General features: G+C 37.4%; 23 protein-coding genes and 5 pseudogenes. 5 read left to right on the forward strand and 23 right to left on the reverse strand.

Annotated features, from left to right (window positions below):
• Window positions 1-19: 19 nt before the first annotated feature.
• The gene (locus GGQ95_RS15010) at window positions 20-1,267 is read right to left on the reverse strand and encodes an NAD(P)H-dependent oxidoreductase (protein WP_183187075.1); all 1,248 of its coding nucleotides are present in this window, start codon (window positions 1,265-1,267) and stop codon (window positions 20-22) included.
• Window positions 1,268-1,587: 320 nt separating this feature from the next.
• On the opposite strand from GGQ95_RS15010, the gene GGQ95_RS15015 reads away from it, so the two are divergent.
• A complete protein-coding gene (locus GGQ95_RS15015; RefSeq protein ID WP_044741662.1) occupies window positions 1,588-1,935 on the forward strand; it encodes a hypothetical protein in 348 nt (115 codons plus the stop codon).
• A 700-nt stretch (window positions 1,936-2,635) separates the two neighbouring features.
• On the opposite strand, the gene GGQ95_RS15020 is transcribed toward GGQ95_RS15015, so the two are convergent.
• From GGQ95_RS15020 to GGQ95_RS18630, 15 genes and pseudogenes are all read right to left on the reverse strand, one after another.
• Window positions 2,636-3,385 carry an HNH endonuclease gene (locus tag GGQ95_RS15020; protein ID WP_183187076.1) on the reverse strand — a complete coding sequence of 250 codons (750 nt, stop codon included), beginning with the start codon at window positions 3,383-3,385 and terminating at the stop codon, window positions 2,636-2,638.
• Between the two features lie 87 nt (window positions 3,386-3,472).
• Entirely contained in the window at window positions 3,473-3,622 is a 150-nt protein-coding gene (locus GGQ95_RS15025) for a hypothetical protein (protein ID WP_156450539.1), read from the reverse strand.
• A 279-nt stretch (window positions 3,623-3,901) separates the two neighbouring features.
• The gene (locus GGQ95_RS15030; protein ID WP_159719482.1) at window positions 3,902-4,024 is read right to left on the reverse strand and encodes a transposase; all 123 of its coding nucleotides are present in this window, start codon (window positions 4,022-4,024) and stop codon (window positions 3,902-3,904) included.
• A gap of 459 nt (window positions 4,025-4,483) precedes the next feature.
• Window positions 4,484-5,230, reverse strand: a complete 747-nt coding sequence (locus GGQ95_RS15035) for an SIS domain-containing protein (RefSeq protein ID WP_044746811.1) — start codon at window positions 5,228-5,230, stop codon at window positions 4,484-4,486.
• A complete protein-coding gene (locus tag GGQ95_RS15040; protein ID WP_183187077.1) occupies window positions 5,227-5,952 on the reverse strand; it encodes a KDGP aldolase in 726 nt (241 codons plus the stop codon). The genes GGQ95_RS15035 and GGQ95_RS15040 overlap by 4 nt, the downstream gene beginning before the upstream one ends.
• Entirely contained in the window at window positions 5,939-6,670 is a 732-nt protein-coding gene (locus GGQ95_RS15045) for a creatininase family protein (protein ID WP_183187078.1), read from the reverse strand. Before GGQ95_RS15045 ends, GGQ95_RS15040 begins: the two co-directional genes overlap by 14 nt.
• A 20-nt stretch (window positions 6,671-6,690) precedes the next feature.
• Window positions 6,691-7,683 carry a phosphotriesterase family protein gene (locus GGQ95_RS15050; protein ID WP_183187079.1) on the reverse strand — a complete coding sequence of 331 codons (993 nt, stop codon included), beginning with the start codon at window positions 7,681-7,683 and terminating at the stop codon, window positions 6,691-6,693.
• A 136-nt stretch (window positions 7,684-7,819) separates the two neighbouring features.
• A complete protein-coding gene (gene ulaA, locus GGQ95_RS15055; RefSeq protein ID WP_183187080.1) occupies window positions 7,820-9,118 on the reverse strand; it encodes a PTS ascorbate transporter subunit IIC in 1,299 nt (432 codons plus the stop codon).
• A gap of 27 nt (window positions 9,119-9,145) precedes the next feature.
• Window positions 9,146-9,409, reverse strand: a complete 264-nt coding sequence (locus GGQ95_RS15060; protein ID WP_080860698.1) for a PTS sugar transporter subunit IIB — start codon at window positions 9,407-9,409, stop codon at window positions 9,146-9,148.
• A 26-nt stretch (window positions 9,410-9,435) separates the two neighbouring features.
• Window positions 9,436-9,867: a PTS sugar transporter subunit IIA gene (locus GGQ95_RS15065; protein ID WP_183187081.1), complete on the reverse strand. Its 432-nt coding sequence runs from the start codon at window positions 9,865-9,867 to the stop codon at window positions 9,436-9,438.
• Window positions 9,868-9,893: 26 nt separating this feature from the next.
• Window positions 9,894-10,718, reverse strand: a complete 825-nt coding sequence (locus tag GGQ95_RS18405) for a PTS sugar transporter subunit IIA (protein ID WP_244963761.1) — start codon at window positions 10,716-10,718, stop codon at window positions 9,894-9,896.
• Window positions 10,663-12,000 (reverse strand): BglG family transcription antiterminator, encoded by a 1,338-nt coding sequence (locus GGQ95_RS18410; protein ID WP_244963762.1) that lies wholly within the window; start codon window positions 11,998-12,000, stop codon window positions 10,663-10,665. The genes GGQ95_RS18405 and GGQ95_RS18410 overlap by 56 nt, the downstream gene beginning before the upstream one ends.
• A 187-nt stretch (window positions 12,001-12,187) precedes the next feature.
• Complete coding sequence (locus GGQ95_RS15075) at window positions 12,188-12,421, reverse strand: hypothetical protein (protein ID WP_183187082.1); 234 nt, start codon at window positions 12,419-12,421, stop codon at window positions 12,188-12,190.
• A gap of 35 nt (window positions 12,422-12,456) precedes the next feature.
• Window positions 12,457-13,127 (reverse strand): annotated as a pseudogene (locus GGQ95_RS15080) (pre-toxin TG domain-containing protein); the annotation flags it as partial.
• Window positions 13,128-13,661: 534 nt separating this feature from the next.
• A pseudogene (locus GGQ95_RS18630) lies at window positions 13,662-14,075 on the reverse strand (MerR family transcriptional regulator).
• 148 nt (window positions 14,076-14,223) lie between these two features.
• On the opposite strand from GGQ95_RS18630, the gene GGQ95_RS15090 reads away from it, so the two are divergent.
• Window positions 14,224-15,081, forward strand: a complete 858-nt coding sequence (locus GGQ95_RS15090) for an aldo/keto reductase (protein WP_376768716.1) — start codon at window positions 14,224-14,226, stop codon at window positions 15,079-15,081.
• Window positions 15,044-15,244: a hypothetical protein gene (locus GGQ95_RS15095; protein ID WP_183187083.1), complete on the forward strand. Its 201-nt coding sequence runs from the start codon at window positions 15,044-15,046 to the stop codon at window positions 15,242-15,244. Before GGQ95_RS15090 ends, GGQ95_RS15095 begins: the two co-directional genes overlap by 38 nt.
• On the opposite strand, the pseudogene GGQ95_RS15100 reads toward GGQ95_RS15095, so the two are convergent.
• Window positions 15,214-15,604, reverse strand: a pseudogene (locus GGQ95_RS15100) (ATP-binding protein); the annotation flags it as partial. The gene GGQ95_RS15095 and the pseudogene GGQ95_RS15100 sit on opposite strands and share 31 nt — an antisense overlap.
• A 3-nt stretch (window positions 15,605-15,607) precedes the next feature.
• Window positions 15,608-16,201: pseudogene (locus tag GGQ95_RS18420) on the reverse strand (transposase); the annotation flags it as partial.
• Window positions 16,202-16,389: 188 nt separating this feature from the next.
• Here GGQ95_RS18420 and GGQ95_RS15110 point away from each other — a divergent pair.
• The gene (locus GGQ95_RS15110) at window positions 16,390-16,908 is read left to right on the forward strand and encodes a hypothetical protein (protein ID WP_183187084.1); all 519 of its coding nucleotides are present in this window, start codon (window positions 16,390-16,392) and stop codon (window positions 16,906-16,908) included.
• The gene (locus tag GGQ95_RS15115) at window positions 16,905-17,108 is read left to right on the forward strand and encodes a hypothetical protein (protein WP_183187085.1); all 204 of its coding nucleotides are present in this window, start codon (window positions 16,905-16,907) and stop codon (window positions 17,106-17,108) included. Before GGQ95_RS15110 ends, GGQ95_RS15115 begins: the two co-directional genes overlap by 4 nt.
• Window positions 17,109-17,180: 72 nt before the next feature.
• On the opposite strand, the pseudogene GGQ95_RS15120 reads toward GGQ95_RS15115, so the two are convergent.
• From GGQ95_RS15120 to GGQ95_RS15140, 5 genes and pseudogenes are all read right to left on the reverse strand, one after another.
• Window positions 17,181-17,531 (reverse strand): annotated as a pseudogene (locus GGQ95_RS15120) (recombinase family protein); the annotation flags it as partial.
• A 1,268-nt stretch (window positions 17,532-18,799) separates the two neighbouring features.
• A complete protein-coding gene (locus tag GGQ95_RS15125; RefSeq protein WP_244963767.1) occupies window positions 18,800-19,300 on the reverse strand; it encodes a site-specific integrase in 501 nt (166 codons plus the stop codon).
• A 310-nt stretch (window positions 19,301-19,610) separates the two neighbouring features.
• Entirely contained in the window at window positions 19,611-20,321 is a 711-nt protein-coding gene (locus GGQ95_RS15130; protein WP_159719195.1) for a metal-dependent hydrolase, read from the reverse strand.
• A gap of 14 nt (window positions 20,322-20,335) precedes the next feature.
• On the reverse strand, window positions 20,336-21,619 hold the full coding sequence (locus GGQ95_RS15135; RefSeq protein WP_159719194.1) for an ABC transporter substrate-binding protein: 1,284 nt from the start codon (window positions 21,617-21,619) through the stop codon (window positions 20,336-20,338).
• A gap of 75 nt (window positions 21,620-21,694) precedes the next feature.
• Complete coding sequence (locus tag GGQ95_RS15140) at window positions 21,695-22,102, reverse strand: hypothetical protein (RefSeq protein ID WP_159719193.1); 408 nt, start codon at window positions 22,100-22,102, stop codon at window positions 21,695-21,697.
• Window positions 22,103-22,153: the final 51 nt, after the last annotated feature.

Here is a 22,153-nt window from a genome sequence, read left to right on the forward strand (position 1 = left end):
GCGCTTGACACATGCATTTTTAGTTTGAAAACAAACGATCTTGTAGAGCTCTTAATTTCCAAACAGTGGTGGATGGATCTAACTCGACATCATCCAATGTTAAAAATTGGCCTTGTCTAATAGGGCGTTTGGCGATAATTTTTCCGCTGATTAAACCGATGGGGATGTGCGAATCTTTCTTCATCTCTTGATGAGTTTCAAGCACGCCTCTTACCGAGTAACCGCCAATGCCATCAATGGCTTCCCCTGCCTGGATATCGCGCTTGGCGACAGCGACTGTTTCTGAAACGGGCGCGCCTAATGGATGAATCGACGTATCGTGATGCAATACGGCTTTGGCAATGGTGATCGGAGTTTCTAAACTTGCGAGATGATAAGGCCGGTAAAGAACGTAATGGGGACCTTTGCCAACTTTCAAATACCTTAATTCGGCATCCACAGGTTCTAATTCGCTTTTCACGATGACAAATACGCCCGGTGCCAACCCTTTTACATATTCAACGACTCCGAATTGGTTTAAAACACCGCCGTTTTCTTGTAAATTCAGCTTGTCGGCAACCGTTTCCAAATGGGCCTCCACGCCATGCATGCCCATTTTATCTGGAATGAGGCCTGTAGCGTTGCTTAACAAATTCATTTCCGCCATTGTTTTTGTGCCGTCCTGGAACGCCGCAAGCATATGGGCGCTCATCCGTTTTTGAAGAGCTTCTTCCTTGCACGTATCCGGATTGGCGTTTGGAATAAACGGGTTGTTTTTCCCTTTTCCAGCAACCAGTACTTCAAAGCCCATCGTCTTCGCAAACTCATACAGTTCAAGCGTGGCTGCCGGCTCATCTCCCGCCGATCCTGTATAAACCAACCCAGCTGACGTAAACCAATTGTGCATGATAGAACCAATTGTAATATCTACTTCGACGTTAAGCAGTACTAAATGTTTTCTCGATCTCAATGCTTCCAGCGAAATATTGGCGCCGACTTCAGGAATCCCTGTCGCATCGACAATCACTTCCACTTCATCCGATTGAATGACTTTGCGGTAATCGCTGCTGACAAGAACAGGATGTTTTTTCGTTACTTTCGATTGATAATAGCTGCTGGCTCTTTCTGCCGCCTCCATATTGACATCGCAAATTCCTCTAACCTCCATGCCAGGTATGCGCGAGATTTGCGAAATCAGCCCAAATCCCATTTGACCTGCGCCAACCACCCCTACTTTAATCGGCTGACCGTCACGTTCCCGTGCAAGCAATTCTTGATAAACGGACATGTTTCCAGCTCCTTCAAAGCGTTTTTTAACGTATGTGCACGCACTCGTAACATTTGTTACGACTAATAACATTTGTTAATAGATTATTATCATCATTATATCCTAGTTGTTCAAAAAGTCAATAAATTCTTAAAATTATTTTTCAAACTTTTTATACTTTGAAATACCTATTGAAATTTGGTTATAATGATTTCAATCCTCGAGGAGTTTTTATCAATTGTGAGTGTCGGAAACATTTTACAGAAGGAAAAGAAGCCAGACTTGAATAATATACTTAATATAGAGAAGGATTTGATCCTTCATAAAAAGAGGTGAAGAACGTGGAAATTAAAGAAATAGAAGCGGTGTTGTTTTGCATTCATTGCAACGAAGAGCAAGACCACGTCATTACTTACATTAACGATAAAATCTCAAAGATTGAATGTGTTCACTGCCATCACTCCGTTGAAATAAAGATTGATTTATTACATGAATTTTATCATGAGGTATATGAAAAAATTGTTCATAAACCGGCAGAGATCACAGAGGAATATCGAAGCGACCTCAGTAAATTTTTGCTTTCCCTTCCGGTCCGAATCATAAAAAAGCCTTACAGCATTTATAAATATATGAAGCAAACAAGAGATGTTTTTAAAGCCTTTAAAGAGCAGCAGAAGCGAGAAAAGTAGCTTGTTCAATCTTCATCTCCCTCTTTCCTGCTGACCTTCTCGATAAAAAGAAAAAGCGAAATTTCCTGCAAGGTAAAGGTGTTCTCCACGGCTGCCAAACAGGAAATTTCGCATTTGTCTAACAACTGTATTTAGTAGATGCGATTAAATACAAGCAGAGTGTTAAATATATATCCATAATAGGATCTAAAATCCTTATTGAAACATTTCTTCGAGGTACAAGTGTTGGATATTCATATTCTGAAATTATTTTAGATCTTTTATCCTTAAACAGCGCCATTCGAAATGGTGACAGGCGCCGAAACAATCTGTTGGTTGAATTGATCAATATATTTTGTGATAAAAAAAGTTTGTAAAAAATGCAAATATCAATCCGAGTGGAAACGAAAAAATAACAGACCAACCGTTGACTTTTCCGGTTTCTGCACTTATTTTTATAGCTTCTTTATATCCATATGCAAAATGGAAAACAGATAAAACATAAGTAATAATGAAGAAAGCAAAATCCATTTCTATCCCCTCCAGCTTTTGTCTTCTCTAAATTTCATATATTCACGCTTATCCATTTTTAATACAAAAAATAAATAGTATGAATGCATCAACATCCTGTTTTTAATTGTATCTAGATACATCGTGTCTTTTTAGTTGGGGGAAACTATTGTTTTACATCATCATATTTCAACTTAGAGAAAGACCATATTTATCTTAACGAACGGATCGAAATCATGCGTCTTAATTCTTCAATCGAAACATTCGCTTTATGCAACATGGCGTGGCAATTCGGACATACCGGCCGTAAATCTTCAAAAGGATTAACTTTGTACTCTTCATTGATTTCACTTAGTGGTTTGAGATGATGAACTTCGATAAAGTGTTTACCGATCCTTCCATAGAACTCCTCAAAATCAAAGTCACAAACCGAACATCGGTATCCATATTTTGATAAACACAACTGTCTTGCTTTCGCATTCCGTTCATAGCGATTGACGGCTACTAATTTTTTACTGCCTTCATATAATTCCACATGGTCCAATTCCTGTTCTTCCGGCATCAGAAACATTTTCTTCTGCTCCGATTCTCCCTCAAACTCATAAAGACGGACCGCTTCTTTTAATTCAGGTCTCACTTGCCAAAAGCATTGATTCCGATATTCTTCTCCTAAAAAGGGAATATGCCACCATCGAATCGTACCATCTTCTCTTTGCGGAAACGTTATCCCTGGCAATCGTTTGCGTATCCTCCTTCCAAGACGACCCAATTGAGAATTAAATCCCCGATGGTCTACTCTGTTTAAAAGTTTTGCTACTTGTCTGCCTGTCGCTTTTGAATCCTTTTGTTTATAAACCGTCAAGATGAGCACTATATCTTCTGTGCGAAAAACTTCCGGGTCTTTCAACAATTGAAGCCACTGATGAACGGAAATATCAAGCGGATCATTATATACCTTCATTCTTTTCTCCCCTCTCTCTAGAAAACAAACGACATGCTTGCTAACGACTTCCCCATCTCCTAAATGAAGGCTGGTCCGCACCTCCTCCTACATATGGTAACCAATTCCTTCATAAAGCTTCTGCAAGATTTCTTCTTGATACCCGGCTTTTTTTATTTTTCGCATTTTCTCTTTGATCGGCTGCAATTCTTCAAGCGTAACCGTCTCTAGTTTCTCTACCCGGTCAAGCGACAGCAAAACAAGGCATAATCCAATAGATCTTGAAAATCTTGAATACCCATGTAACCGACGGGAAAAATTGAACCGTTTTCTCTAAATAAGAGTGAACACTTTTCTGGAAATTCCAGCGTAATCCCTATCACTTGACATGGAGCCTCTGCGTACAAGATATTTCCTAAAAAGCGAGCAACAACAAGAATCAGCCGCATGAAACGAGGCTATCATGTACGCCACTCCATGTAAAGTGCACGCTTCTAAACTGTTCAATTTAATCAGTCGAATTCTGTTCAGTTTTATTTAGCGGTCACAGTTGTAAGCCAATCCTAACTCTTTTGCCACTTGGGCGATGGACTTATCCCCCTCCAAGCATAAATCAACGGCTTGAATCTTGTATTCTTGATCAAATGTTCTCTTTTTCATGATTGGACACCTCGAACCGATTGTCATTAAGTTGATTATCATCTCTCTGTTCTCCGTGTCCAATTTTTAGACTCACATCATTTTTATACAAATAGAAACTGAGAAATTAAAAATTCCGTAATTATTTATCGACATAGCTTCGTGAAGGATCCTAATGGATGGAGGAAGTAAAAAGGTAGAATCTGAATGACTGATAAGTTTTCTTAATAAAAATACTCAACAAAAAACTGATTCAAAAAGTTTATAAAGACCATTTTGAATCAGCCGGTTATTAAAAGTTAACGGAACAATTTTAGAATATAAAAAAAATTCATGAAATATTATCTAAATACTCTGATCTAAATACAAACTTTTCTAATGAAACATAGATTAAGTACTTTACAGGAAATTATGTGACTCCTTACCTTAATAAAATTTTATATCAATTTGTACAGTTAGGAGTAAAAGCCGGAAAATTCTTTAACCTAATCCTTTTGTCAATAGAGGAATTCTTTCTTTATATTTATTAATGAGTAACTGATTGTGTTCATCTGCCCCCTCTATATTTCCACTTAGAAAAACAGGTGGAGTGAAACCTTCTTTCGCCATAATCACAATTGCCTCAGCAAAAATGCCATTTAAAATAACGGCTCCTGAAACTGTAGATGTTGGCGAGAACGGTATAGCCACCTTTTCATGTTTTAATATAGCGTCTCCGATTACGGAATGATTATCAATCACTAGGTCTCCCACTTCATATAACCTCTTTCCACTTTCATGTCTTGAAGGTTGACTGTTCGAGTACTCCATAGAAGTTATAATAATCACAAAGGCTCCCTTTTCTCTTGCATGGAGTGCAACGTCAATTGGAACGGCATTTCTTCCGGATGTGGAAAGGACAATAAATACATCTCCTGATCGAATGTCTTGTCTGCTCATAAATGTATGTGCATAATTGTTTTTACGTTCTAACATCGATGAAAGAACTGCTCCTTCATGAAGCATTAAAGGCTCATGAAAAATGGGTTTAATCGGTACAAGCCCGCCCGCTCGATAAAACACTTCTTCCGTTAAAATATGGGAGTGTCCACACCCAAATAATTGAACAATTCCTCCGTGTTTTATAGCTTCTGCCACTTTTTCCGCTGCCTTTTTCATTGAATCTGTCTCTTCATTTTTTATTTTTTGCAACAAATGTTCAATTTTCTGAAAATATTGAGCGATCATAATGTTCCCCCTTTTAACAACGTCAATAGATCCCTAACTTTTTCATGATTCGTTTTACTAGGTTCTACTAATAAATCTCCAAAAATATGGGGCATAAATAATTCAATATGGGTCTGTTGGATGGCTTTAAACATTATTGGTACGTGTTCAATTTTAATACCACCTGCCGGCTCAATCCCACGAATACCTCTTTTCACTGCTTCTTTTGCAATAAATACAAGTTCTTCCAAATGAGTTAACCCCTTTACCGGCATCACTTTGATTGAATCAATATTAAGAGCTGCTGCTAAATCTAAGCACGATTCAACATCAACTGTAGCTCCAGTGGACAATCTCACTTTACCGATTATACCAGTTGGCACTACTAAGGCATTAATCATTGGTTTGACATTATTCGCCTCTAAATATCCTTTGGCGTAGCTAGCTGTTTCATACGGTTGATTAATATGCTCGGATTTTGCCTCAACTGCCATTTGAACAACACGTTTCCATTCTCGGAAGTTTCCACCGCCTCCAAGACCAATACTAACTACAGGAACAGCTTTTTTTAATTCGCGTAATTTCGCCACACCCTCATCTATAGTAGAATAGTCTGCTGCTGCAATTCCTGGAACGATATATCCTTCTCCAGCATCATAAATTGCTTTTGCGTTTTCTTCACCACTTGCCAATACATTGATTAATAATTGATCCCTAAATTTTTTCATTTTAAGCAATTTCATCTTTTGCACTCCTTAACATTGCTGCCATTTTTTCAATGGCAGCTTCAACAATTTTCTCTCCCTTTTCTTTTGTGGCAAGAGTTGCATCTCCAAGAACAGCAGTATTAGTAAATTTCTGCCAAGGAGTTGGTGTGAAATCAGCACTTTCCGGTATATTTGGGATGTCGCAGATGGCCTTATCCATATTCGTGTGTTCTTCAGCTAAATAAAGCATGATTGATGTTTCGACTTCACAAGCATGAAAATAAGTGGAATGGACGGATTGAGTTTCTCTTACATCTTTTAAAATTGTATTCATCCCAGGATAAAAGAAATAAAAAACTTTAAAATCCTGAAATCGATCATAAAGAACTCGTGCAGCATCTTTTAAAGCCGGTTGATTCCCTAAATGACCATTTACGATCGCCCAAATTCGAAAACCTTGTTTATATAAACTTGTTCCTATATCAACGAGGACTGAAATTAAAGATTCATTTGAAATATTTATGCTCCCAGGAAAGTCTCGTAAACTCCATACTTGTCCATAAGGTAAAGTAGGGAGAACAAATGCATGAACCTTTTCAGCAAGCTTTTCTGATAACCGTTCAGCTAAAATATTATCTGTCGATAGAGGCAAGTGTGGACCGTGAGCTTCAATAGCCCCAATTGGCAATATGGCTATTTTCCTTTCCTGAATTTTATGTTTCACTTCAAAAGAGTTTTCATATTCAAATTTCATCTAGTTCACCTGCATTCAACTCATTTTTTAAATGCAAAACATTTTGCCGGATTTTCCACAAAGAAAAGATAAACTAATTTTTCACCGTCAAAACCGGCTTTGTTCGCTTCATCAATAAATCTCGGCACCCATTTAGCGATAATATACTCTAAACCTAATCCGTCATCATAATGTTTGTAATAAGTCTTTCTTGCTGTATCTCCACTAACTAAAATTTGTCCCTCATATCCTTTACGAACTAATTCTAAAATACAATGAATCCTCGTACTTTCTGGTGCATACTTAATTTTTGCTATTCCATCAAAGCAAAGAAAAGCTCCTGTCTTTGCGATTTGCTCATGATAATACGGATCGGGATTTCGATCCATATGACCAAAGCTGACGTATGATAAATCAACACCCTCACTCTTTAATATTTCAATTTGTTCTAATGCCATCGTGCCAACTTCTGTATGTGAGTGAACAGGAGCTTTCGTTTCATGATGAGCTCGCGCAACAGCACGTATTGTTTTTTCTTCTAAAGGAGTAATGCGATTATAGCCTGTTCCAAACTTCACTTGTCCTCCTTTATAAGAAGTTCCTTCCAATCCTTCTTCAATTTCTTTTACAACAAATTCTGTTAACTCATTAATCGATGAATGGTCAATCCATTGTGTATAAGTATCAAAAGGTCCTATTACTTTTCTTACTTTTTCTTCTATTTTCGCATCCCATAAAAAGCTTTTATTAAACCCAGCCGTTCCAATAATAAAAATTCCGGCTTCTTTCCCTATTTCTGCAACTGCCTCTACATCTCGACCATAATCAACTGCAGTTGCATCTACAATTGTTTGTCCACCGTGTTTTTTAAAATCTAACACATCTTTTAGGGAAGCCTCTTTATTATCTAATAATAAGTCATTCTCTCCTTTTTCAACCCAATACGGAGGACGACAAACAATATGTTCATGAGAATAGGTAAATCCAAGCTGTTCCGGTTTTATATCACCAAAAAATGTTCGGATGAAAGACATGCTAGACACCTCTTTTTTCATTTTTTATCCTAATTGGAAATGTCCACACTTGTGCAGGAAATATATAATTAAGACCAGGCTTCCCCAATCGTGAAAGACTTCTAACCTAATATATTCCAACCATCTTATTCAATCATTAGAAAAATAAACCTGATAGAAAGCGAATAATCGGCCCTAAAATAAACATGTCAGAGTCTGCAGCCCACATTGCTGTGTCAGGAACAGTACTTGCGATTAAGTTTCTTACCATGAAATATTGTCCCCAAGCAACTACCGTCGCCGTAATAAATCCACCGATTAAGGCACCGCGTACACCACCTGTCGCATTACCAAACACTCCGGCTGTGGCCCCATGGAAAAATAAAACGATCATGGTAGGTACAAAAATGTAAGCAACTGTATTCCCTAACACAACCAACCACAGTATTGCCCCGACAAAGGCACCAACAAATCCTAAAATAACAGCGTTTGGAGCAAATGGGAACACAACCGGACAGTCTAATGCAGGTTTTGCACCTGGAACTAATTTGGTTGCAATACCGTTGAAAGCAGGTACAATTTCACCAATGAACATCCGTACCCCCATCAACACAACTGCAATACCACCCGCAAATGTAAATGATTGAATAATTGAATATACAATAAAGTCTTGTCCACCTGTACTTCCTATTAATTCCTCGGCTCCAGGGGTTGTTTTTAACGAAACGACAATGGCCCCAATAAGAAATAGAATTCCCATAGTCAGCGCCGTAATAACGTTTGAATCTCTTAAAAACTCGAGGCCTTTAGGCAATTTTATTTTTTCTGAATCGTTTTCCTTATTTCCTAAATATTTACCTGCAATAGCTGCCAAAAGTGATACAGATGCAGAAGTATGTCCTAGAGCAATGTTATCATTCCCCGTTATTTTCCTCATGAACGGCTGCGTCAGTGTAGGTTGGATGGTCCAATAAAGCCCCATTACAATTGACAAAAATGTGACCAATCCCCAAAATGACAATTTGTCCCCCACTGTATGAACAACGACTCCTGCAAAAATCATTGTTGTCCAGAACATCATATGACCCGTTAAATAAATATACTTAAAAGGTGTCATTCGAGCTAAAAGTACGTTGATCAGAAATCCTAATGTCATGGCCAATGTTACAGCGCTACCAAACTTCGCATTGAAAACATCTTGCCCCATAAAGTTTGATAATGCTTCAGCTTCTAAGTTAAACACTTCTTTCCACATTGGTTCAAATACGTTCAGTGCCCCGACAATAATCCCTGATCCAGCACTAATGATCAAAAAGCCAATAATTGCTTTAAATGTACCGCTGATTACTTGACTGGCCGTTTTCTTTTGAAGCAATAAACCGATTAAAACGATAATTCCTAATAAAATTGCCGGTGTCCCGAAAAAGTTATCGGCTAACCAATACAAAAATTCCATGCTTACTCCTCCCCCCTAAACTAAGGTTTATAAATTTTCTTTTAAAGCTGAACGAATTTCATCCATATCAAAATAGTTATTCACTATAATGACCTTAGAGGGTGTTCCTTTTAATGATTGAGCTAGTTCATTACTAGTAATAATGATATCCGGGTTCAGACTGGAAGCTGAGGATACATCCGTATTATCCACATCAGCCGTAATCCCCATTTCCCTTAATGCCGTTTCGACGTTCATTCGCAATATTAAACTTGTTCCTTGACCTAAACCACAAACGCATAAAATTTTCATCGTCACCCAACTCTCCTTTTGATCCATTAATTTAATAACGATTTTATTTCTTCATAATTTTTAGCTAATTTTAACTTTTCTGTATTTTCAGCATTCCCTAACACCTTCATTAACATTTTTAAAACGTTTAAATGTTCATCGCTGTTTGAAGCTCCTAACGCAAACACTAGCTTCACCGGATCATTTCCGGTGCTTCCAAATGAAACAGGCTCCTTTAGTTGAATCAAAGAAACACTTGCTTCTTTTACTCCATCTTCCGGACGAGCGTGCGGAATTGCAATATTAGGGGCTATCACAAAGTACGGGCCATTTTTTTGAAACGAGCGAATCATCGCATCGATATAAGATTGTGTGACATATCCTTTATCACTCAATAAATGCCCGGCTTTTTGTATTGCTTCTTCCGGAGTAGATACTTCTACATTAAGTGCTACAATGTCTCTCTCTAAAAATTTCATATCCAATCTCCTTTAGTTCCCAACTTTTATGATGTCGATAAGATTTGAAGCACACTTTCTTTCGTTTTACATTCCATTAATTCCACTACTGTTTTTCGTGAAGAAAGCAATTCTGATAATTGCGATAGAGCTCTTAAATGGAGTTGGTTATCAATAGAAGACAAAACAAATAATAAACGGACTTGATGGTTTTCTTTACTTGAGAACGATACAGGTTTTTGTAATATTAGTAGACTCATTCCAAGTTTTAGTGCACCATCCTCCGGTTTCCCATGCGGGAGCGCGACATTTGGTACAACAACATTATATGGGCCCAATTTTTTAACATATTGGATCATTGCATGAACATAAGATGGTTGAATCACTTTATCCTGCAATAGCGGATGAGCTGCCTTCCTTATAGCATCTTCCCAATCATTTACTTCATTCAAAAATGTTACATATTGACCCTTTAAAATATCTAATAAATTTGGACCTTCCCCCTTTTCTTTAGTCATGATTGGTTGATGTAAGTATTCTTTTAATGCGAGTTTTAACGATTTTTCATCTTGTATACTAGAATATTGTTTAATGATGTCCATTACAGAATCAACGGAAATTCGGAAAACACTTTGTTCAGTCCCCGTTAATGCATGGACCTTTTTAATTAATCTTTCTTTGTCCTTATCATTTAAGATCGGATTTACAATAAAAGTCGGATGTTTCGCCTCCTTAATCGGGACTGTTGATACTATAAAGTCTACATTCGAATATGACCTGTTCTCATATTCTCGTGCAGAAATAATGTCTATAAAATCAACGGTTGAAAATAGTCCATCTAATTGATGTTTTAAATATGGTTGAAGTTCCAATACCGCTTGGACAAACTATGATTGCTTTTTTTCTTTTTTCCGGTTGTAGCCCTTCTTTTTTCAACCAACCTCCAAAGTGGATTGCTATAAGAGCAATCTCATCATCATGAACCGATTCACCTACAAGCGTTTCAAAATGATGAATAACTTTTTTTGTAATTAAATACACATCTTTATATTTTCGTTTAATTTGATCTGCTAATGGATTTTCAGCCTTTAATCCATATTTAATTCGATAGAAAGCAGGTTTTAAATGTAACACAAGATTGGCTTCAACTTCTTTTTTATTTGAGAACGATACACAGGAAAATGCTTGAAAATCAGTAACCATTTTCTCAGCAACAAGCTTTAATGTTCTTGTTTCATCATCTTCATGTGTTTGAGCTGAATATTGCACTTTTGCACTTAACAAGTGGGTTGCTAAGTAATAAACTTCATCTTCAGGTAATAAAACGTGATAAATCTGTTCTAGCTTTTTGCTAGCTATTTTCGCTGCTTGAAATTCTTTCGTTTGATTAATAATCTCTTTTTCTATTGGATCCATCGATATTTCTTTCCCTTGAACAATTCTTTTACCGAATAACCAAAACCTTAAAACTAAGCTATTTAATGTATCATCTGCAAATTGTATATTTAACTCCTGTTCACATTCATTCAATATCGTTTGAATCTGTATGAGTTCTTGGGAAAGAATCGTTTGCTTTTGTCTTTCTTCGGAAAAAAGTGCCCGGGTATTCGATAAAAATGTATGCCAATCAAGCGGCTCCGGTATAAGTTTTGATAGGTAGTAAACAATCGCTTTTCGTTTATCGCCTTCACTCCCTTGAACTATATATCCTTCCCCACGCTTTGAAAGCAATTGAAGAGAATACTGCTCCAGTTCTTTTTTTAGCTTCTTCAAGTCATCAATCGTAGTATTTCTACTTACTCTTATTAACTCTGATAAATCCTCAAGGAATAAAGGTCTGTCTCTTGTTAATAAGTAAATTGCTAACCAAGCTAAGCGTTCATCTGCAGAATATTCATATTCCCATTTGTCAGCAACCTCCAGTTTTTTAGCAATTTTTTCCCGTTCACCTTCCGGGATATAATAGCCTTTTCCCCTAAAATATTGAACAATTTCTAGGCCATTCGATTTCAGCCAATCATTAATTTTATCCAGGTCGTAGTAAACGGTCCTACGAGATATGCGGAATTTTTTAGTGATCTCCTCAACGGTAATACTGCTATCCCGCCAAATTAACTCTGATAAAATCGCTTTACTTCTTTTATCCAAATACATCATTTTGCCCTCCCTGCACTCTAGTGCATCACATTGGATGGCTAGTATTGATTAATGCTATAGTAAACAAAATCAGTAATAAATATAAGAACAAATCTCTCACACTATAACTGTGCAATGTTGGACTTTCTATTCTAGATAGTCCAATACGTCCCTCAATCTTTGTGCTTGGCTTTCTCGTAAAATACTATTCTAACGCATTTTTTCCTCCGCCTGCTTTGCCAGAACGATATAAAATTATATCCTCTTCAAGCTTTATAGCATTATATATTCCGCTTCTAAAAGTGGATGCAGCCCAAGGATTGACTTCCGCTAACGGTTCTGAATTTTCAACCATATTATAAACATATTGTTTTTTGTCTATGTTCTCAGCTGTATCATCTATTGTCTTTTCTGTAACCCGGTTCACCGAAAAATCCATTACGTTTGGGTGTCCTTTTGTATCGTTTTCCCTAAAATAGATCCAACTCCGGCATACGCCGGCTGTCGTGAAACGGAGGCGACACTTTCCACTAAATCTTCCCATTGCTTTTTAAACAGGCGAGCGGGTTCAGCGAATGGCGCTTTGACAACTTGCCGGTAAATCGTTTCGAAGATCGCCTTTATTCTATCATCGCGCACCACATGTTTCATTTTCGATAGGACGGATGCCACATCCATCGCCTTGGCGCCCGTGATTGCCGCTTTTCCCGCCATTCCGGCCCCTTTAGCGGGAGAAACAATCGACGCAAGCAGCATTCCTCCCGCCAGCAAACGGTCCCCTAAAGAAAGGCGCTCCCCCGTAATCGGATCGTACTCGCCAAACACGCGCTGCACGTCATACCAACCAAGAAGCTCCAAGCCGAATTCCTTCATGTTGTCGGCAATCGTTTGGTCCGCTTGGGGCATCGCCGCGGCGGTGCGATACAACAGTTCTTCAGCTTCGTTCAATTTGTCTTCATAACGCCGCAGCCAATGAATCAGTTGTCCCGCAGCGCTTCCATGTCAGGCGTGCTGACGCCAGGGAGGTCCATAGCAAGGGAAGAAAGTTCCCTCGACAGCGTCGTCCGCGCCCGTTCGCATGCGTCTTCCGCATCAGGAATGTGCTTTGCGATTGTTTCCAGCTCTTCAGGCTTCAGACGGATCATTGTTCGCACTGCTCCCTCATCGTTACAATGTCCCGGTTCGTTCGGCCAACCTGTCCATCCGAAAGCACCTCTATCCCCCAGTTTCTTGTATGCACCTCGTCCGACACGCTCGACATTTTGGTTCACTCCTCCATTTATTCTCTTTATAAATGGTAACATAAGTAAAAATAGTATAATTTTTATACCATTTTTCATAAGATGATTCGTGATATGTACCTATTTTTTACACAAAAGACTGTTACCATTTGCTGTATGAACTGAAACGAGTGAAGGATCATTCCTTGGGAGGAGCCAATGTGAACCCATAACGTTGCCGACAATAAGTGGACAAGCGATAGAAAGCGGCTTGCTTATGTTGGAAAATCAATTTGTACTTCTATATCCCCCTCCCATTTCTACTGGGGATGTAGTAATCAACCCTCTAAACGGTCTTCAATTTTTCTAAATATCTGACATCCTATCATTATTTTCACAGACGATAAGCGGTTCTATTGACGCATAGTCCTTACTCTAATATCGAATACTCAAGCACCATTACAATTTAAACGGACTCGGATATTTTCTTTTTTTCAGTTCCGCTTCGGTTCCAGCTTTGCACGCAGCTTCATCGTAATCGGCCTTGAAATGGATATGTTCGAGATGTTGTTGCAGTTTTGCGATTTTTAATTCCACATTCTTCTTGCGAGCGAGAACCATTTGCCTTCTCTCTTCTAACGTACAGTCGCCCAATGCGCAAAGGGCGACAAATTTTTTTATATCCTTAATCGACATACCGGTATCTTTTAAGCATGTAATCACGGCCATCCATTCGAGGTCATCTTCCGTATACATTCGAACTCCTGATGGATTTCTTTGTATTTTCAGCAATCATTGTTCAGTCTCATAGTATCGCAACGTCGATGATGGCAATCCTGTTATCTCGGAAACTTCTTTGATTGTGTAATGCATAAAAAATCCTCCGTGAAAGTATTGTCTTAAAGTATACTTTAAGGATTAAAGTGATTATATCAAAGTCCATACATATTCAAACAGAGGAGGATGCGATGATGAAACAGATTGATCTTGGCAAATCGGGGATGAGATTGTATTAGGCTGCATGAGAATTGGCAACATGAATGTGCAGGAGCTATCCAGCTACATCGATCATGCGTTGGAAGAAGGAATTCCCCTTTTTGACCATGCGAACATTTATGGGAAAGGATACTGCGAAGAGCTTTTTGGCCAAGTGTTAGCTTCAAGACTTGGACTTCGTGACAATATACAAATTCAAAGCAAATGCTCGATTCGAGATGGCTATTACGACCTTTCGAAAGAACATATTCTCACATCAGTCGATAGAATGTTGCGGCGGTTGCGGACGAGTTATTTAAATCTGTTGATTCTGCATAGACCGGATACATTAATGGAACCGGAAGAAGTGGCCGAGGCGTTTGATGTTTTGCAAGCAAGCGGCAAAGTTCACCATTTTGGCGTCAGCAACTTCAACAGCATGCAAATAGAGCTATTAAAATCGTGCGTGAAACAGCCGCTTCTTGTAAACCAACTGCAATTCAGTATTATGCATTCCGGCATGGTAAACAGTGGCATTCAAGCCAATACATTATTTGAAGGGGCCATCGATCGCGACGGCAGCATCCTCGAATATTGCCGGTTAAAAAATATCACAATTCAAGCTTGGTCGCCATTTCAATACGGCTTCTTTGAAGGAGTTTTTATCGATAACAACCAATTCCCGGAATTAAACCGTGTACTAGCACGCATCGCTGAAGAAAAAGGCGTAAGCAAATCCGCCATTGCCGTTGCTTGGATTTTGCGACATCCTGCCAAAATGCAGACAATCGTCGAAACGACTAATGTGGAACGTTTAAAAGAGATTTGCCAAGCGAGCCAAGTAGAGTTAACAAGAGCGGAATGGTATGAAATCTATCGCGCAGCGGGCAATCGATTGCCGTAATGAGGATTGGGTTGGGGTAGGGAAGCAGTGCAATGGGGTGCTGATGGGCATTCCTGTTTGGGAAAATAATATGTTTTTGGCAAGTAAAAAATGCACGAAATGGCAATTAAAAATGCCACTTGCCAAATTCCGTTATTGGTTGAGAGAGATTGAATCTTTATAGCGATGACTATCGCCTTTAAAAATGATTAAATGGGAGTGATGTATCAATCGATCAATGGATGTAGCCCAATTCGTCTATGACCAAGAGGTCTAATTTCTCGATTTGTTTGAGAAATTTGCCTAGTGATCCCTTGTCATTTGCTTCTAATAACGCATTCACTAGCGCAGCTGCAGTATAAAACTTCACCTTCTTTCCCTTTTTCTTCATGGTATTTATGGAAATGAGAGTGGAAAGGAACGTCTTTCCCGTTCCGACCCCACCATAAAAAATAAGGTTTTCTTGGTTTTCGATAAAATCGCCTTGAAGGACATATTCCCTTGTAATGCCTGGGGCTAACTGAATATCCTTCCAATCAAAAGGCTAATTGTCGAAACGGATCACCTTCGGTACTCTGCCCATGTAATGAAAAATTCTTTTTAATCCTTCCAAAAAGCATTCTCTGTTTTGAGAAGGCATGACTTGAAAATAAAAGCCATTACTGTACGGAAACGAAAGAGCTAAAAAAGGAAGAATGACACGTTCCCCTTTGTAGACCAAAGGGGCCTCTCCAAAATCTACTTGTGCTGTCGCCGGCTTGGCTTCTAAAGGAAGAGCTGCTGATTCACTCTGTTCCTGTAACTCTTCTTTCCGTTTGGCTACATAAAGTCGAACGGAACGATCTGACCCTTTGAAATCAAATTGTTCTTTTAACATTTCATACATTCTTTTTGCAGTTCTTCTAAACTTTTTCTTTTTCGTTAAATCCTCTTGAATCCACTTATCTAAGATAGGTTTCACCAGATCCATTACTCTAGCTTTCCGGGTTTGTTTTCTTTTCGTTGGGCTAAAGTCCTCCATCTCTGCATACTTCTTAATCGTTCTAGGATCATGATTCGTTCTTTTGGCAATATCTGAGTATGAACACCCTTTTTGATTCGCCTCATATCTGATATAATCTATTTCAGCCACTGCTAACATCTCCTTCATTACCTCCCGTTGAACAAGTTGCCCAACTAGGAGGGTATGGTATTTAGGGAATGTTGGCAAGTGGTTTTTTATTTATGTATGGCCGCTGGAGCCTACATAAATTAATTGCCATACACTACATTAATAGATTGCCACAAATAATTATCATAATACTAATAAAGCATAGGGAGTGCTGAAATATGGATTTTGTATTATACCAAGAACTATTTCGAGATTGGTTAATCTTCTTGTCATATGACACTCCATTTTCTTTTGAAGAATTGTTAAAGGTCAGTCGAAGAAACCGAAGAATTCTTAAGGCATTGGCAGTCTACATGTTGATACACGAAGAGTGGTTTGACTTGTTTAAGAAAAAAGTCATCGATGATATATGGGCTCAACAGTTATATTGGGATATTGCACAGCCTTTGATACGTCTAACAAAAGAGAATGACGATGAGTTTTCTATCTTCGGACATAACCGTTTACATTCTCTATTTTTGGAAGATACGATTCCTCGGGTAGATTTCGACCGTTATGATAGCTCGGCAGAAATCGCAAAGTTTTTTAAGAGTGGGCTACGCAAACACCGTTTTGAAATGAATTGGAATGCGGAAAGTGAAGCATATTATTTAGCTAATCGTCATCGGTTTCGCTTCGATTTCCTCAATGGACCATCGGAAGGTCAAAAATTAGATCTGAAGGAGGAACGACGATGAACTCCATAGAAAAAGCAATCCACTCTTTCAATGCAAGTATAGGTGATTCTGAATTCCTCCAAATTCAGGGGGATCGATTGATGATTGGAAAGAACCGGCACACCGTACCACTAGCAGACATCAATCCAAAGATGCTTGAATCCTTCGCAAAAGCAATCAAACAATATGATTCTACTTTGAAATCACTCAAACATCGTTGAATAATAGAAGGTGTCTCAAAAGGTCATTTCATGACTTCTTGAGACAGTTTTTTTGGTTCGATTAGGGTGCTTTCAATGCTTTGTTTTCTTCTTTGCCCTTATGAGTGTACTCTTGCTTATGCCGGTCATTTCCTCCACCTGCTTGTACGAATGAGTTTTAAGCAATTCAAGCGCATGCTCGATTTGTTTCTTGCTATACTTTTTCGGCCTGCCTTCTCTGAAGTCCTCTCGCTGCTTCGCTATGGCCTTTCCTTCCTGCGTTCGTTCGACGATCATATCACGCTCGAACTCGGCAAACGCGCTCATTACATTAAAAATGAGCTTGCCTGTTGACGTGTTCTCCACTAACCCCATATTCACCACATGAACTTTAACGCCTTTTTCAAATAACTCTTTAACCGTCTGGATTGCGTCCACTGTCGCCACATGCGACAAATGAGCGCCTCGCATGTCGACGACTATGTCGCTACTACGTTCCCTTTATGCGTTACCTAGCGACAATCTACATCAATGTCTTCGTCTTCTATGTCGTGTACATTTGTCGTATTAAATTTTTTAATATCTCACGCCGTTTTCCCCACTTTTTTACGACACCCTAAATACCTTTTAAATTCTTCAACTACTTCGTTTGGTGCGCCTTCTTTTAACGCCATGTTTCCCCATCTTTGTCGAAGTAAAAATATTCACTACGCAAGAAATGCGGTGCTTTATACACTGTATCGCGTCCTCCCCTAAAATTCTAAATAAAAACAGATACGTCGCTAATAAACTAGCAAACCATAAAAAAATCGTTATAATAGTACATAGAGAAAAACAAAACCGATGCACGTACTGCCATACGAGCATCGGTCATAGAAAGATAGGTGACTTTATGGACAAAGACACCATTCAGACAATCTGCGCAATCTTAACAGTGGTGCTCGAATTGGTCCAGATCGCACTACGTTAATGGCAGACTGTCACAAAACATAAGATTTTATTTCAGAAGCGTTAGGTCTGTGCTGCCACACATCCTAGCGCTTTTTTATTACTCTAAAAGTTTGAAAACATCAAATCGTTTTAAATCAATTTGAGTTTAATAAATGTTCAAAAAAGAGAAATTAACTTCTCATTTCAAACTAAAAAAAGTCGGAAATACCAAGAATCCGTTCACTTAAAGTTTACCATAAGTGTTGCTAAATGCAACAAAAACATACCGAAAAAGAACCGGAGAATAACCGAAAATACCCGAAAAGCCCCTTAAAATTAAAGAGATGCAAAAAGAAGCAACTCAACTTAATGTAACACACGTCCCCCAACAACAAAACTCAAATAAAAAGAAGCCCCGTTAGGCTATCCATCTAAACGAAGCGCCAAAGGCGCAGGCTATCGCTCATGATATAAGCGCACGCATCATTTTTGTTTTCGCGTTAAAGTGTTAAATCATTTCTTTAGCTGACTTATCCATTGGGTCGTAACACCTAGCATTTTCGCAAGTTCTTTGTTCGTTGCGTCGGGGTAAGCTTGATTAATTCGCATAGTTGTTCAATTGTATTGCTCGTAAAATAGAAAGCTTCATTATATCCCCCTATTGATGTTCAATCCAATAAGCTACTGCCTATGTCATATATACAATAATACCACGTGAATATTCATTATTTATCCCATAGGATTGAATAGATTCCCCACAGATCGGATCCAGAGAGACAATACTATAAAGAAAACGTTTCAAGAACTTCATCGATCATATCATCATGAATCCCAATGTACCGTAAGGTAATGGACGGGGCCGAATGTCCAAAAATCTGCTGCAACATCGCCACGTCCTTTGTCTGTTGGTAGAAATGATACCCAAATGTCTTTCTCATCGTATGCGTCCCAATCGGACCTTCTACACCACATGCTTTGGCTGCCTCACTAATAATTCTCCAAGCTGTTTCTCGACCAATTGGACGATTCCCTTTCCGAGACGGAAACAAATAATCGGAATCAGCCATTCCTCTGGTGTATTTCTCAATTTCCTGTTTTAACGCTGCCGTCATTTTGATTTTGCGGACATTGCCGGTCTTTTTTTCTTTGACACGCAAATGCTCCGTATATTTCACATCCATGACGCGTAACGGCAGGATATCGCTAATCCGAAGCCCGGAATTAATCCCAAAGGTAAATAAAAAATAATCTCGATAGGATTGATGCAATAAATACTCTTTCATGGCTCGAATTTTTTCTGGATCTCGAATCGGTTCAACAGCTTGTTGTCCTACTCGTTCTGTCACAAACATACCTCAAAAACGTTAGATTCAACAAAACAAATACATTCTATATGTTACATTCAAACCTCTTCCGAAGTCGAGAAAAAGAAAAAACCCCTTGATTATCAAGGGGTTTTTCTCGTTTCGTCGGGGATTGTTGAATGCAACATAATAACTATTATGTTGTATTTTTTTATTTTCCTACCATGCAATTTTATGTTAACTAGATTTGTATAAAATATTCATTGCCATAACATGAGCATTATTTAAATCAAAACTCTGTTCTGGTTTCAATCTTTATATTTGTTTTGTTCATAGGTGATTTCCCTGTTACAATCGACCTTTTAGTTCTTACTTGAAATTCCCAATTAAAATGATGATCAGGATATGTTATCAATAAAACAATATCTTGATCCTTGAATTCCTTCTTCAAGGTGTATTCCAAGTGCATTTTTGAAAATATTAGTGCACCAAGATATAAACCAATTATTGATAATGAAGTTATAACAATAATAGTTTTTTTCTTATAAAAGAAAAGAAGGGTGAATGAAGTTATAAGAATTACAATAAAAAGTAAATCTATTTTATTGATTAGAGTATAATCAAAAGCATCTTTAATAAAAGGGTAAAATAATTCAACTCCATTATCAATAAAATCAAGAAGAAGATGTCCAAATAAAATAATCAGAGAAAAAACCAGCCAGACTTTACTCAATTTATTATCATTATTTAATTGAACATAAATAAATGAAAAAATTAAACCTAATATCGGAACTAGCCATAAAGAGTGGCTCGAAAGGATGCCCATGATTTTCAATATATCTGGTGAAATTACAACTAAACTACTAAATAACAGGATAAATAGTTTTTTCTTAAAAAAATCATTATCTTTTACCAATGTAAAAATGGCTATTATACTACCTACAAGTATATGCGGTAAGGTTGCGAGAACTAGATTTACCCCCATCGCTAAATATTCCATTATCCATCAACCCTTTAGTTATCTTTTATAACTTTTTGAAATTCTACTAATGAATCTTCTGGAGAGATATTTCCTCTAATACTATCGTACATTAATGTTATTCCTGGAAAAATTATTTTGTTTCCATAATTAGTATAAGAAAATTTAAGCTTTTCCGGATAAAAAATATCTAATTTATAATCCTTTTGATTATAAATATCCTCAAGTTTCTTTGTAATATGAATTGGAAGATTGACACTTTCGGAAGTGTATGCACTGTTTACAAAATGATCTGTATAAAACATATTAATTAATCCAGTTGAGATATTATAATTAGGAGTATTGTAAGGTACAACTGCAACATTATCAACCATTCCATAAAAAGAGTGACCTTCAAAACGAGGTGAAGAAACCACATTATAACGGAATTTTTTAGCACCTAACAAATTCCCTTGTTCCATTTGTTTAAGTAAATCATCAAATAATGTACTGGTATCAACCCATTCCATAGCAATGTTACCCCTTAAAAATTCTGCACCATCATAAACATTCATTGAATAATGTTTGTAATTATCAATAAATTTAACCCATTCATCCTTCAATCTTTTTTGAGAAGAACCAGAACTATCTAAATAAATTTCTAAAGGTGCTATGTACTTTAAAAACTCATTGAATGCTAAAGGAGGAAAATTACTTCCATAAGTAAGCGGCGTTATGGCCCCATTAGATTTTTTTTCTATCATTTCACTCAGTTTATATATATTATCCCAATCTTCAGTTTGAGATGGTTCTTTAATATTTAATCTTTTAAAAATATCTCGGTTATAAATTAAACAGTACCCTCGAAAATCTATTGGGATAAAATATGTTTCTCCAGGATTATTTCCGGGTACACTTTCTGAATAGTTACTAAGAATACTATATCGTTTTATCAATGGTTTTATAGAAGAATGTATATTTCTTAATAATCCTTCTTTACTTAAAGAAAATGCTAGGTCTTCATCAATTTCCACAATAATATGATATGTATCATCCTTTAGTTTCTCTTTTATTCTATTTATCAGCTCTTGTTCATTGCGTATATCGTTTTGTTGGTCCAGTACTGCATCAAATGATATATTATAGTCTGGATATATCTGTTTAATATTGTCTGTATATGCTTCCTCTGCTTCCTCTGTTAATTTATGAAGAGAAAGAACTTTTATAACATTAATTCCATTATTTGTTTTATCATTAAAAATTTGTTTATTAAATAAAAAAATACTTATCAACAAAAGGAAAGTAAATGTGATAATTAGGTATATTGAACTCTTTTTCATAACCTTTCTCCTGCATAGAATTCATAAGGAGAGAGTACAAGAATTATACATATTTATAAATAATAACTTATAGAATTATTTAGTGGTATAGGTATATGTACCACTAGACGTAATAGGTTCTCTTCCTCCGAAAAAGCCTGTAGGATTTAAATTATCCATTCTTAAGTAAGCATAAGATGTAAAGTCTTTAAATGTTCTTTTAAAGGAGCCAGTACCTTCTTGAGTGAAGTATGTAATAATTACATCATCTGCAGGCTCACTTCCCCTAGAAACCATAGAATACTTCGCCTTGGTATCTCCTGCCTCATCTGAATTCTGTTTTCCAGCTATACTAGAAGTGCCTTTAACATAGAATCCTGAATTAGTATAAATTAAATGTTCATAAGTAGCTTGGAAATTATATGAAGCAGCCATGGCATTTGTTGTAGTAATCCCCGTTAGTAATACAGCTACAGCAAAGGTTTTAATAATAAACTTTTTCAATTCTAGTAACCTCCCTATCTTGTACCCTCTCTCTCCAATTTATTACTATAC

It is taken from the genome of Anoxybacteroides rupiense (assembly GCF_014196195.1).
GTDB lineage: Bacteria > Bacillota > Bacilli > Bacillales > Anoxybacillaceae > Anoxybacteroides > Anoxybacteroides rupiense.

What these genes read in the sequence shown, in the direction of transcription:
- GGQ95_RS15010 (WP_183187075.1), bottom strand. Translation starts at nt 1,267, where the DNA reads ATGTCCGTTTATCAAGAATTGCTTGCACGGGAACGTGACGGTCAGCCG.
- GGQ95_RS15020 (WP_183187076.1), bottom strand. Translation starts at nt 3,385, where the DNA reads ATGAAGGTATATAATGATCCGCTTGATATTTCCGTTCATCAGTGGCTT.
- GGQ95_RS15030 (WP_159719482.1), bottom strand. Translation starts at nt 4,024, where the DNA reads ATGAAAAAGAGAACATTTGATCAAGAATACAAGATTCAAGCCGTTGAT.
- GGQ95_RS15035 (WP_044746811.1), bottom strand. Translation starts at nt 5,230, where the DNA reads ATGATCGCTCAATATTTTCAGAAAATTGAACATTTGTTGCAAAAAATA.
- GGQ95_RS15040 (WP_183187077.1), bottom strand. Translation starts at nt 5,952, where the DNA reads ATGAAATTGCTTAAAATGAAAAAATTTAGGGATCAATTATTAATCAAT.
- GGQ95_RS15045 (WP_183187078.1), bottom strand. Translation starts at nt 6,670, where the DNA reads ATGAAATTTGAATATGAAAACTCTTTTGAAGTGAAACATAAAATTCAG.
- GGQ95_RS15050 (WP_183187079.1), bottom strand. Translation starts at nt 7,683, where the DNA reads ATGTCTTTCATCCGAACATTTTTTGGTGATATAAAACCGGAACAGCTT.
- ulaA (WP_183187080.1), bottom strand. Translation starts at nt 9,118, where the DNA reads ATGGAATTTTTGTATTGGTTAGCCGATAACTTTTTCGGGACACCGGCA.
- GGQ95_RS15060 (WP_080860698.1), bottom strand. Translation starts at nt 9,409, where the DNA reads ATGAAAATTTTATGCGTTTGTGGTTTAGGTCAAGGAACAAGTTTAATA.
- GGQ95_RS15065 (WP_183187081.1), bottom strand. Translation starts at nt 9,867, where the DNA reads ATGAAATTTTTAGAGAGAGACATTGTAGCACTTAATGTAGAAGTATCT.
- GGQ95_RS18410 (WP_244963762.1), bottom strand. Translation starts at nt 12,000, where the DNA reads ATGTATTTGGATAAAAGAAGTAAAGCGATTTTATCAGAGTTAATTTGG.
- GGQ95_RS15075 (WP_183187082.1), bottom strand. Translation starts at nt 12,421, where the DNA reads ATGGATTTTTCGGTGAACCGGGTTACAGAAAAGACAATAGATGATACA.
- GGQ95_RS15090 (WP_376768716.1), top strand. Translation starts at nt 14,224, where the DNA reads ATGAGAATTGGCAACATGAATGTGCAGGAGCTATCCAGCTACATCGAT.
- GGQ95_RS15095 (WP_183187083.1), top strand. Translation starts at nt 15,044, where the DNA reads ATGAAATCTATCGCGCAGCGGGCAATCGATTGCCGTAATGAGGATTGG.
- GGQ95_RS15110 (WP_183187084.1), top strand. Translation starts at nt 16,390, where the DNA reads ATGGATTTTGTATTATACCAAGAACTATTTCGAGATTGGTTAATCTTC.
- GGQ95_RS15115 (WP_183187085.1), top strand. Translation starts at nt 16,905, where the DNA reads ATGAACTCCATAGAAAAAGCAATCCACTCTTTCAATGCAAGTATAGGT.
- GGQ95_RS15125 (WP_244963767.1), bottom strand. Translation starts at nt 19,300, where the DNA reads ATGAAAGAGTATTTATTGCATCAATCCTATCGAGATTATTTTTTATTT.
- GGQ95_RS15130 (WP_159719195.1), bottom strand. Translation starts at nt 20,321, where the DNA reads ATGGAATATTTAGCGATGGGGGTAAATCTAGTTCTCGCAACCTTACCG.
- GGQ95_RS15135 (WP_159719194.1), bottom strand. Translation starts at nt 21,619, where the DNA reads ATGAAAAAGAGTTCAATATACCTAATTATCACATTTACTTTCCTTTTG.